This is a genomic window from Micromonospora sp. II (assembly GCF_001709195.1).
Classification (GTDB): Bacteria; Actinomycetota; Actinomycetes; order Mycobacteriales; family Micromonosporaceae; genus Micromonospora; species Micromonospora chalcea.
In genome coordinates this window covers 99,238-110,665 of record NZ_LYXF01000057.1, presented here as the reverse complement: position 1 = coordinate 110,665, position 11,428 = coordinate 99,238, and the positions used below count along the sequence as shown (strand labels likewise).

Below are 11,428 nucleotides of genomic sequence, written 5' to 3'. Positions count from 1 at the left end.
TGTCAGAAACCCGAAAATGTCAGCTGATCGCGCCGGCGGCGTCCGCCGCACCGGCACCGGCGCCCTCCCGGGCGCGCGCGGCGGCCCGCAACGTCTCGATCTCCCGCTCGAAGTCGGCGAGCGAGTCGAAGGACCGGTAGACGCTGGCGAACCGCATGTAGGCCACCTCGTCGAGGTCGCGCAACGGGCCGAGGATGGCCAGGCCCACCTCGTGGCTGGGGATCTCGGCCGCCCCCTTGGCCCGTACGGTCTCCTCGACCTTCTGTGCCAGCAGCGCGATCGAGTCGTCGTCGACCGGCCGCCCCTGGCACGCCTTGCGCACCCCGCCGATGATCTTCGTACGGCTGAACGGCTCGGTCACCCCGCTGCGCTTGACCACCGCGAGCACCGCCTCCTCGACGGTGGTGAACCGTTTGCCGCACTCCGGGCAGGACCGCCGCCGCCGGATGAGCTGGCCGTCGTCGGCCTCCCGCGAGTCGACCACCCGGGAGTCGGCGTGCCGGCAGTACGGACAGCGCATGGGCCCGACCTCCTCCGTCGATCGCGGGCACACCTACCGGCTCCCGGGCACACGTCGGCACGGCGGAGTCATCGTCCGATGACCGTCGCCGGATGCGCGGTGCGGGAGTGCGTTCGGTAGTTGAACCCAACCTGTGGGCGACTTACGCCCGTGTGACTACTACATCTAGGGGTCGACCGTATGCCGAACCCCAAGCGAGGTCAAGTTGGCGGGCGTGTCCGGCGCGTCATCAGAATCACGGTCGGCGCGACCCCGCCGAGGAGCCCAACGGACGGCCTCCCGCGCTGGACACGGCCCGCCGCAATGGAACATCTGTACGAGCGGCGTACTCTTTTATCAGAACAACAGTTCGGAAATCCAGGAATTCGGCACGACACGCCGACAGCAGGTCGTACAGATGTTTGAAAATGACCGATCTCACCTATACGGTCAGACCACACGCACCACGAGCCGACGAGGCACCCCAGCGCCGACCAGGGAGGGACGGACGTGACCGAGGACCGGGCCAGCCGGCAGAAGAACCCGCAGCCGAACGACGGGGCGGGTCCTCCGGCGACCCGCCGCCCCCGCGCCGCCCGCAGCCGCACCGCCCCGGCGGCGGTACGCCCGGTCACGCCGGTGGTGAGCAGCTTCCCCGACCCGACGAGCGTCGACCTGACCGCCCGGCAGCGGCGGATCCTGGAGTTCATCCGCACCTGGGTCGAGCGGCACGGCTACCCGCCGAGCGTGCGCGAGATCGGTGAGGCGGTCGGCCTGGTCTCCCCGTCCAGCGTCGCCTACCAGCTCAAGGAGCTGGAGAAGAAGGGCTTCCTGCGCCGCGACCCGAACCGGCCACGCGCCGTCGACGTCCGGGCCCCGGGCGAGGCCGACGACGAGGCCGCCCGCGCGCAGCGCCCCACCCCGGCGTACGTGCCGATGCTGGGCCGCATCGCCGCCGGTGGGCCGATCCTCGCCGAGCAGGCGGTGGAGGACATCTTCCCCCTCCCCCGCGAGCTGGTCGGCGAGGGCGAGGTCTTCATGCTCCAGGTCAAGGGCGACTCGATGCTCGACGCGGCGATCTGCGACGGCGACTGGGTGGTCGTCCGGCAGCAGCCCAACGCCGAGGTCGGCGACATCGTCGCCGCGATGCTCGACGGCGAGGCGACGGTCAAGACCTACCGGCGGCGGGACGGGCACGTCTGGCTGATGCCGCAGAACCCGGCCTTCGACCCGATCCCCGGCGACGACGCCACCATCATGGGTCGCGTGGTGGCGGTGCTGCGCCGCATCTGACCCCACAGCAGCGGAAAGGGGGTGACCGTCGCGGTCACCCCCTTTTCCATGTCGTCTCAGTAGCGGTCGCCCCGGTACTCCCGGCCACCACCGGACACCGGGCCGTACTGACCCCGATCGTCGTAGCCGTCGTCGCGGCGCGCGCCACGCGGGTCCTGGCCGCGACGCGGCGGCTCGGCCCGGCCGCCGCCTCCGCGCGGCCCGCCACCGGGCTGCCCGCGGTAACCGGGCCCGCCCGGGCCGCCGCCGTAGCCGCCACCCTGACCGCCACGACCCGAACCGCCCTGGCCGCCGCCGCCCTGGCCACCGCCGTAGACACCGCCACCGCGACCTCCGCCGCCGGCCGGGGCGCCACCGCCGTACACCCCACCACCCTGCGGACGGGTGCCGCCCGGGGGACGGCCACCGCCCTGGCCACGGCCGCCCTCCTGAGGGCCGCCGCCGTACACGCCGCCACCCGGCCGGCCACCGCCGTAGACGCCGCCCGAGGGCGGACGGTCGCCGTTCGCCGCGCCACCGTAGACGCCGCCCTGGCCCCCGCCGTAGACGCCGCCGCGTGGGGCGTCCGGCCGTTCCGCCGACGGGAACCCGCCGTTCACCGGGAACTCGCCGCTGCGCTCCGGCTCCTCGGCCGCCGCCCGCGGCGCGGGCTTGCGCCGCGACCGCAGGATCCCGAAGACGCCCGCGCCGACCAGGAGCGCGCCGATCACCCCGACCGCCGCGATCAGGTACGTGATCTCGTCGAGTGAGAGCCCTTCGAGCCAGGACTTCTCGGCGGCCGCCTTCGTCTCGGCCTTGCCGCCGTTCGGGAGCGCCTCCGCGCCACTGGTGGACGGCGTGTAGCTGAGAATGTCGATCGGATCCGAGTCGTCCAGCGTCCCGCCGTCGGAGACGGTGACGAACAACTTTCCGTCGGGCGTGTACGAGATCGCCTCGCCGAACGGGTCGGCCAGCGGGGTGATCCGGGGCTTACCTGTGGTCAGCGCCTTGACGATGTCGCCGCCGGACACGTCGAACTCGAACGCGTCGGCGTACGTGCGCAGCACGACCTTGCTGCCGTCGGGTGAACGGGCCGCGCCGGTCACCAGCGCTCGCCCGGGCGACCCGAGCTTGTTCTCGGTGTCGGTCTTCGGCAGCGTGACCTCGCCGACCTTCTTCATCGGGATCGGCTCGGGGTCGCCGGCGGTCTTCAGCTTCACCGTCGGGGTGAAGATCTCCGACTTGCCGGACAGGTCCTTGGTGATCACCAGCGGCATGTTGTCGTCGCCGACGAGCAGGGCCTCCGCGTCGTGCGGCTCCTTGCCCGGGTAGCTGAGCCGGTGCAGCACCGGCTGCTTCGCGCCGCTGAGCGGCATCGTCCAGACCGCGACCCGCTCCCGGCGGGTCTTCTTCTCCACGTTGTCGCCGGTGTCGGCGATCCAGAGCGTCTTGCGGTCCGGGCCGAGCGCCAGGTCCTCGGTGTCGAAGGGCCCGTCACCGGAGTACCGGACCTCCTTCTCGACCTTGCACTTGGCGTCCAGGTAGAAGACCCGCTTGCGGCTGGGGTCGTCGGTGCCGTCGTTGATCACGACGTACCCGCTGCTGGTGGCGATCAGGCCGGACAGCTCGCGGAGGCGGTTGTCCTCGACCGTGCACTTCTTCTTGGGAGCCGCGGCCAGCACGGGGGCCGCGGCGGGAGCCGCCGGGGCCGGCCCGGCCGGCGCCACGACCGCGCCGACCAGGCCGAGCGCGAGCGTGACCGAGGAGACAACGTGCCGCATGACGCTCAGTGTCGCACGACGCGGGTTTCCGGCGGGTGACGCCGGACGGCTCACCGTCCGGCACCCACCCGCTCGTCGCTGGTCAGCCGATCCCCCGCCCGGTAGGGCGCGAGCTCGGCGGCGAGCCCCTGGCCCACCCGTACGTGCAGCAGCGTGCCTTCGGGCAGGTGAGCGGTGCTGAGCACCTCACCCTGCCGGTGCGCCCGGGCGACCAGGTCACCCCGGTCGTACGGGAGCACGACGCGCACCTCGACGGCCGGCCGGGGCAGCCGGCGCTCGACCGCCTCGCGCAGCTCGTCGATCCCGCGGCCACTGTGCGCGGAGACGAACACGGCGTCCGGCCACAGCCGCTTGAGCCGCAGCATCGTCTCCTCGTCGGTGGCGTCGGTCTTGTTCACCACCAGGAGCTCCGGCAGCCGGTCGGCGCCCACCTCGGCGAGCACCTCGCGTACCGCCCGGACCTGCTCCTCCGGGTCCGGGTGGGTGCCGTCGACCACGTGCACGACCAGGTCCGCGTCGGCGACCTCCTCGAGCGTCGAGCGGAACGCCTCGACGATCTGGTGCGGCAGGTGCCGGACGAAGCCGACCGTGTCGGACAGCGTGTAGAGCCGCCCGTCGGACGTGGTGGCGCGGCGGGTGGTCGGGTCCAGCGTGGCGAACAGCGCGTTCTCCACCAGCACGCCCGCCCCGGTGAGGCGGTTGAGCAGGCTGGACTTGCCGGCGTTGGTGTAGCCGGCGATGGCCACCGCCGGCACCGCGTTACGGGTGCGCCGGGAGCGCTTGGTCTGGCGTACCGTCGCCATGCTCTTGATCTCGCGGCGCAGCCGCGCGATGCGGTGGCGGATACGCCGCCGGTCGGTCTCCAGCTTGGTCTCACCGGGACCGCGCAGGCCCACGCCGCCGCCGGCGCCACCGCCGCGACCGCTACCGCCGGTCTGCCGGGACAGCGTCTCGCCCCAACCGCGCAGGCGCGGCAGCAGATATTCGAGCTGGGCCAGCTCGACCTGCGCCTTGCCCTCCTTGCTCTTGGCGTGCTGGGCGAAGATGTCGAGGATCAGGGCGGTCCGGTCGACCACCTTGACCTTGGTGCGCTGCTCCAGGTTGCGCAGCTGCGACGGCGACAGCTCACCGTCGCAGATGATGGTGTCGGCGCCGGTGGACAGCACCACCGCGCCCAGGTCGTCGACCTTGCCGCGGCCGATGTACGTGGCCGGGTCGGGCCGGTGCCGGCGCTGGATCAGCCCTTCGAGCACCTGCGAGCCGGCCGTCTCGGCCAGCGCCGCCAGTTCGGTGAGGCTGTTGTCGGCGTCGGTCTGGGTGCCCTCGGTCCAGACGCCGACCAGGACGACCCGCTCCAGCCGCAGCTGGCGGTATTCGACCTCGGTGATGTCTGTGAGTTCGGTGGAGAGGCCGGGGACCCGCCGCAGCGCCTGCCGCTCCGACAGCTCGTACTCGCCCGTGGTGGCCTCGAGCTCGTCGTCGGTGTAGGGATGGAAGGTCTCCTGCTCGCGCAAACTGCGTCTCCTGTCCGTTATGTGCATCGCCGAGAATTTTCGGCGCGTGACAGCAATCCTGACATGTGACAACGCCCGGCGCACCTGCCTTATGCCCGTGACGCTACTGACCGGTAGCGGGGGCGGATGCCGGGCGACCTGCGCGGGCGAGTAGAAATGCCAGTCGAGCCGCTCAGCGCCGACGGAGGAGTTTCTCGTGGCCAACACACGACTGCCGAGTGCCGGATTCTCCATCACCATCCGGATCGCGGTACCCGCCGACGCCTCCTCCATCGGCCGGCTCACCACCGCCGCCGGCGAGGCCGGGGCCATCGTCACCGCGCTGGACGTGGTCGACTCCGACCCCGCGCACGTGATCGTCGACCTCACCTGCGACACCGCCGACGCCGGGCACGCCGACCAGGTCGTCGACGCGCTCACCGCGCTCGACGGGGTGGACGTCCGCAAGGTCTCCGACCGCACGTTCCTGCTGCACCTCGGCGGCAAGATCGAGGTGACCCCGAAGGTCGCGCTGCGTACCCGCGACGAGCTGTCCCGCGCGTACACCCCGGGTGTGGCCCGGGTCTGCATGGCCATCGCGGAGAACCCGGCCGACGCGCGCCGGCTCACCATCAAACGCAACACCGTCGCCGTGGTCAGCGACGGCACCGCCGTGCTCGGCCTGGGCAACCTCGGCCCGGCCGCCTCGCTGCCGGTGATGGAGGGCAAGGCCGCCCTGTTCAAGCGCTTCGGCGGGGTGGACGCCTGGCCGGTGGTGCTGGACACCCAGGACACCGACGAGATCGTGGCGATCGTCAAGGCGATCGCGCCCGCGTACGGCGGGATCAACCTGGAGGACATCGCCGCGCCACGCTGCTTCGAGATCGAGGCCCGGCTGCGCGAGGCGCTGGACATCCCGGTCTTCCACGACGACCAGCACGGCACCGCGATCTGCGTGCTGGCCGCGCTGACGAACGCGCTGCGCGTCGTGGGCAAGCAGCTCGCGGACGTCCGGGTCGTGGTCTCCGGCGCCGGCGCGGCCGGCACCGCGATCATGAAGCTGCTGCTGCGCCAGGGCGTGGGCGACATCATCGCGTACGACCGCCAGGGCGCCCTGCACCGCGGCCTGCCGGACCTCAACCCGGCCTGGCAGTGGCTGGCCGAGAACACCAACAAGGAGAACTACTCCGGCGACCTGGCCGGTGCGGTACGCGGCGCGGACGTGTTCATCGGCGTGAGCGCGCCGAACCTGCTCACCGGCGAGGACGTCGCCGCCATGGCGAAGGACTCGATCGTCTTCGCGCTGGCGAACCCCGACCCGGAGGTGGACCCGCGCGAGGCGCGCAAGTACGCCGCCGTGGTCGCCACCGGCCGCTCCGACCAGCCCAACCAGATCAACAACGTGCTCGCCTTCCCCGGCGTGTTCCGCGGCATGCTCGACGCGCACGCCGAGGAGTTCACCGAGGAGATGGCGCTCGCCGCCGCCCGGGCCATCGCGGACGTGGTCGGCGAAGACAAGATCAACCCGACGGTGATCGTGCCGAGCGTCTTCGACTCCCGGGTCGCCCCGGCGGTGGCCGCCGCCGTGCGGGCCGCCGCCCAGAACCCGGCCGCCACGCCGGCGCCGGCGGCCGACCCGGGCCCGGCCGACCTGCCCGAGATCGCCGCCAACGCCAGCGCCACCCCCTGACGCGCTCCTCCCGCTCGCGGCGCCTCTCGCAGGGCAGCGCCTCCTCGCGGGACAGCGCCTCCTCGCGGGACAGCGCCTCCTCGCAGGACAGCACCTCCTCGCAGGACAGCACCTCCTCGCAGGACAGCACCTCCTCAGGGCAGCGCCTCCTCGCGGGGCACGCCCCTGCCGGGTCGGAGACACGAGCGCGCGTGTTCCGGGCACGCGCACGGCTTCTGGGTGCACGTGCCGATTCGGGCACACCAGCAGCTTCCGGGACAGGGGCGCGGCTTCCACCGCACGCGAGTTGCCCGGCTCAGACGCTCTTCTCAGCACACGCGCACACTTCTTCGGCTACGACGCCACCCGCACCCGCACCCGCACCCGCATGAGGGTCAGGCGTCGCCCGACGCGCGTCCACGCGAGATCTTGGAAGGAAATGGCAGCCAGAGGGACTGTCATGTCCCGGGACATGTGTCAACGGGAAGTCCCGATAGATGTGTCAGGGGTTGTGGATCGTGGGGGTGGGGGTGAGGGGGATGTAGTTCTTGTCGGGGTTGAGGTGGAGGTAGCCGATGGGTTGGCCGTCGGGGTGGTAGATGGTGACGTGGTTGTTGTCGCGGATGGCGGTGACGGTGGTGCCGGCGTGGGTGGTGCCGACGCTGGTGCGGTGTCCGGCGACGGCGATGGCGCCGTTGCTGGCGACGGGGCAGTGGTGCAGGGTGGCGTCGGTTTGCAGGGGTGGGCTGGTGGGTCCGCCGAGGGTGGGTGCGTGGGTCCAGGCGTGGGCGGGTGTGGTGCGGTGGGGTAGGGCGCTGTGGCGGCGTTGGGTGTTGTAGTAGCGGCGGTAGGTGTCCAGGAGTGTTTGCAGGGCGGTGAGGGTCTGTGGTGGGGGTTGGGTGCTCAGCCATTTTTTGAGGGTTTGGTGGTGGCGTTCGACCTTGCCGCAGGTTTGTGGGTGGTAGGGGCTGGAGTTGATCGGGCGGGTGCCGTGGTCGATCAGGGTCTGCACGAAGGTGGAGATTGATCCGGGTCGGGTGCGGCGGCTGGTGAACGCGATGCCGTTGTCGCTGAGCACGATGGCCGGCACGCCGTAGGCGGTGAACGCCTGTCTGATCGCGGTGATCGCGGCTCGGGCGGTCTCCGCGGCGGCGGCGTGGCAGGCGACCAGGGTGCGGGTGCAGTCGTCCAGGACGTCGAAGACGACGACAGTGCGGCCGTCGGCGAGTTTCACTTCGGTGGCGTCGATCTGATAGCAGTCGCGGGGCCGGGCATAGCTGAAACGCCGCCACGAGCTACGCGGTCGTTTAGCCGGAGTAGCCACGAGCAGGTCATGCCGGGCCAGCACCCGGTTGACCGTCGAGCGTGACGGCACCGACCAGGACGCGTCGGTGCGCCGGCGCACATCGTCCAACGCGTCTCGGATGAAGTCAGCCCCGTTGTCCGGGCCCAGTTCAGCGCGCAGTTTGCAGATCCACGCGTCCACCTCCGGCGGCGTGACCCGCGGACTGGTACGCGGCCGCCGGGATCGTTCCTGCCACTGACCCTCGGCCCGGATACGTGCGCGGTGCCGGTACACCGTGCGCACCGACACCCCGTGCTCACGCGCGAACTCGGCCGCGTTCACCCGAACCCCCGCCGCCAGCAGCGCGTCCAGCAGGTTCATCACATGCCGCCGAGAAGCCATGCCCGGCAGCACATACCACCCGACCCAAGATCCCTACCACGTGACACATGTATCGGGACTTCAACGCTGACAGATGTCATGGGACTGAACAGCAGCCAGAGGGACCCTAATCTTCCAAGATCCACAACAGCGCCCCACCCCGAGGGGGACAAGTCGGACACATGACCCTTCACCCCGGCTTGATCGACTCCACTTCCCCGAAGTGGCGGCATCATCGCCCTTGATCAACACCAGTTCCCCGAAGTGGTGCCATCAGAGGCTCCGCGACACCACCACTTCGGCGAGCTGGTGTTGATCATGCCGGGCGGCAGCGCGCCAGGGCGGGATGGTACGGACGGCCAAGGCCCCGCGTGCCAGGGCCGCGAACACCCCAAGTTGACCAAGGAGTTCGTGTCACTGGGACGCCGGAAATCCCCCGCAAACTCCTTGATCAACCGCGAAGGGGGGCGCCGCAGACGGAGAGGGCGCGGTCAGGGGGTCAGGGCGGACGGGGTCAGGGTGCCGGTGGCCACCAGGACCGCCGGGCCCGACAGCCAGCACGAGTCGGCTGTCACGGTGACCGTCAGGCGTCCGCCCGGTACGTCCACCGCCACCGTGCCGGTGTCGAGCCCGGCGTCGCGCAACGCCACCGCGCCGACCGCGCACGCGCCGGTGCCGCAGGACAGCGTCTCGGCCGAGCCGCGCTCGTAGACCCGCATCAGCACGTGCGCGTCGGCGCCGGTCACCGGCTCGCCGGGCGTGGTGAACTCCACGTTCACCCCGGCCGGGAAGGTCCCGGCGTCCACCTCGGGCGCGCGGGTCAGGTCGAGGCCGGTCAGCTCCAGCGCGGCGGGCAGCGCGCACACCAGGTGCGGGTTGCCGACGTCCACTGCGGCACCGGGCAGCGTCAGCCCGCCGAGCGTGGCGGTCGCGGTGTCGTACAGCCGGGGGCGGCGCATCTCGACCGCCACGTCCGCGCCCTCGACCCGGGCCCGCACCAGACCGGCGCGGGTGGCGATCGGCAGCGTCCCGCCCGACGAGGACGAGGACGACGAGGACGAGGCGGCGGCCAGCGAACGGTCCAGCAGGTACCGCACGAACACGCGGGCCCCGTTGCCGCACATCTCGGCGAACGAGCCGTCGGAGTTCCAGTAGTCCATGAACCACTCGGCCTCGCCGGCGAGCGCGACGCCCTCGGGGTGCTTGGCCGCGCGCACCACGCGCAGCACGCCGTCGCCGCCGAGGCCGCGCCGCCTGTCGCAGAGCGCGGCGACCAGGCCGGGTGTCAGGTCGAGCGTGCCGTCCGGGTCGGGCAGGATGACGAAGTCGTTGCCGGTGCCGTGACCCTTCGTGAACTCCACGCCCCCATCATTCCCGATGTTCGGCGACCACCCGCAGGGCAGTGTCGAGAAACGCGGGCGACGCCGAGTCCAGCCAGTGCACGCGCGGGTCGCGCCGGAACCAGGAGCGCTGCCGCCGGACGAACCGGCGGGTGGCGCGGACGGTCTCCTCGTGCGCTTCGGCCTCGGTCAGCTCCCCGGCCAGGAACCGCAGCACCTGCTGGTAGCCGAGCGCCCGGCTGGCGGTACGGCCCTCGGGCAGCCCTTCGGCGACCAGCGCCCGCACCTCGTCGACCAGGCCGTCGGCCCACATCCGGTCCACCCGCAGCGCGATCCGCTCGTCCAGCGACGCGGTGTCCAGGTCGACGCCGAGCTGCACCGACGGGTAGTACGGCGTGGGCGACGGCAGCGACGCGGTGAACGGCGCGCCGGTCAGCTCGATCACCTCCAGCGCCCGCACGATCCGCCGTCCGTTCGTGGGCAGGATGCTCGCCGCCGCCCCCGGGTCCGCCTCGGCCAGCCGCGCGTGCAGCGGCAGCGGGCCGACAGCGGCCAGCTCCGCCTCCAGCCGCTGCCGCAGCGCCGGGTCGGTGCCGGGGAACTCGAACTGTTCGAGCACCGCCCGCACGTACAGCCCGGAGCCGCCGACCAGCAGCGGCACCCGCCCCCGGGCCAGGATGTCGTCGACGGCCGCGCGGGCCAGCGCCTGGTACTCCGCGACGCTCGCCGGCTCGGTCACCGGCCAGATGTCCAGCAGGTGATGCGGCACACCCTCGCGTTCGGCCGGCGTCAGCTTCGCGGTGCCGATGTCCATGCCCCGGTAGAGCTGCATCGAGTCGGCGTTGACCACCTCGCCGCCGAGCGCGTGCGCCAGCGCGATGCTCAGCGCCGACTTCCCGGCCGCGGTCGGCCCGACCACGGCGACGACGGTCACGCCCGCTCCCAGTTCGCCACGAAGTAGGCCACGCCGTAGGGCGCGTCCTGGTAGCTGACGTCGCCTCGCCAGTCGCCGCCCGCCGCCCGGGCCGCTCCGGCCAGCGCCTGCCACGGCGCGCGCCCGGCGACCCGCAGCTGCGCCGACAGCCCCGGGTCCAGGCCGAGCAGGGCGTCGGCGTCCGCGCCGGCCAGGGCAACCGCAACCCCTTCGTCGTACGCCTCGGCGCGCGGATCGTCGTACCCCGGCGCCTTGACGCCGCGGCACGCGGACCCGTCACCGAGCACGAGCAGCGCGACCCGCGGATCGTCGTCGGCGATCAGGCTCGCGCCGAACGCCGCGCACTCCGCCGGTGTGGCGTCGTGGGCCACCGACCGGGCCAGGCGGGGCAGCTCGGTGCCGGAACGGTTGAGCAGCCAGGCGCCGACGGTCAGGCTCAGCGGCAGGCGCTCCGCACCGGAGCAGGAGATCTTCCACAGCCGCACCGGCCGGTCCAGCCCGAAGCCGCGCAGGGAACCCCAGTCGGCGGCGTTGAACCGGACGGTCTCCGGCCCTGCTCCGACGAGCAGGACCGCCTCGGGCCCGGCGGCGAGCAGCCGTGCGACAGCGGCGTCGGCGGCGGCGCGCAGGTCGTCCAGCTCGGGCGCGGCGGCGCCGGCCAGCTCGGGCACGATCAACGGCGGATGGGGGCAGACTGCGGCGGCGACCAGTGGCACGCCCCCAAACCTATCGGGATCCGCCGGTGCGTCCCCGCGCCGATCCGGTCATCGAGGG

At 72.3% G+C, this 11,428-nt stretch carries 9 protein-coding genes; 2 read left to right on the top strand and 7 right to left on the bottom strand.

What is annotated here, in order from left to right:
• Positions 1 to 19 precede the first annotated feature (19 nt).
• On the bottom strand, positions 20 to 520 hold the full coding sequence (gene nrdR, locus A8711_RS23785; RefSeq protein WP_013284751.1) for a transcriptional regulator NrdR: 501 nt from the start codon (positions 518 to 520) through the stop codon (positions 20 to 22).
• A 489-nt stretch (positions 521 to 1,009) separates the two neighbouring features.
• Here nrdR and lexA point away from each other — a divergent pair, with 489 nt between their 5' ends.
• Positions 1,010 to 1,792: a transcriptional repressor LexA gene (gene lexA / locus A8711_RS23780; RefSeq protein WP_043325711.1), complete on the top strand. Its 783-nt coding sequence runs from the start codon at positions 1,010 to 1,012 to the stop codon at positions 1,790 to 1,792.
• Positions 1,793 to 1,848: 56 nt separating this feature from the next.
• Here the strand turns inward: lexA and A8711_RS23775 are convergent, their stop codons facing one another.
• Together A8711_RS23775 and hflX are read right to left on the bottom strand one after the other, a co-directional pair.
• A complete protein-coding gene (locus A8711_RS23775; protein WP_069089354.1) occupies positions 1,849 to 3,552 on the bottom strand; it encodes a hypothetical protein in 1,704 nt (567 codons plus the stop codon).
• Positions 3,553 to 3,602: 50 nt separating this feature from the next.
• A complete protein-coding gene (gene hflX, locus A8711_RS23770) occupies positions 3,603 to 5,093 on the bottom strand; it encodes a GTPase HflX (RefSeq protein WP_231915529.1) in 1,491 nt (496 codons plus the stop codon).
• Between the two features lie 169 nt (positions 5,094 to 5,262).
• Here hflX and A8711_RS23765 point away from each other — a divergent pair, with 169 nt between their 5' ends.
• Positions 5,263 to 6,735 (top strand): NAD-dependent malic enzyme, encoded by a 1,473-nt coding sequence (locus A8711_RS23765; RefSeq protein WP_013284747.1) that lies wholly within the window; start codon positions 5,263 to 5,265, stop codon positions 6,733 to 6,735.
• Between the two features lie 481 nt (positions 6,736 to 7,216).
• Here the strand turns inward: A8711_RS23765 and A8711_RS23760 are convergent, their stop codons facing one another.
• The 4 genes from A8711_RS23760 to A8711_RS23745 form a co-directional block, all read right to left on the bottom strand.
• Positions 7,217 to 8,413 carry a DDE-type integrase/transposase/recombinase gene (locus tag A8711_RS23760; protein WP_218062398.1) on the bottom strand — a complete coding sequence of 399 codons (1,197 nt, stop codon included), beginning with the start codon at positions 8,411 to 8,413 and terminating at the stop codon, positions 7,217 to 7,219.
• 458 nt (positions 8,414 to 8,871) lie between these two features.
• Positions 8,872 to 9,741 (bottom strand): diaminopimelate epimerase, encoded by an 870-nt coding sequence (gene dapF, locus A8711_RS23755; RefSeq protein WP_064447116.1) that lies wholly within the window; start codon positions 9,739 to 9,741, stop codon positions 8,872 to 8,874.
• 7 nt (positions 9,742 to 9,748) lie between these two features.
• Positions 9,749 to 10,768 (bottom strand): tRNA (adenosine(37)-N6)-dimethylallyltransferase MiaA, encoded by a 1,020-nt coding sequence (gene miaA, locus A8711_RS23750; protein WP_082931022.1) that lies wholly within the window; start codon positions 10,766 to 10,768, stop codon positions 9,749 to 9,751.
• Positions 10,651 to 11,370: a hypothetical protein gene (locus tag A8711_RS23745; RefSeq protein ID WP_064447114.1), complete on the bottom strand. Its 720-nt coding sequence runs from the start codon at positions 11,368 to 11,370 to the stop codon at positions 10,651 to 10,653. Before A8711_RS23745 ends, miaA begins: the two co-directional genes overlap by 118 nt.
• Positions 11,371 to 11,428 lie beyond the last annotated feature (58 nt).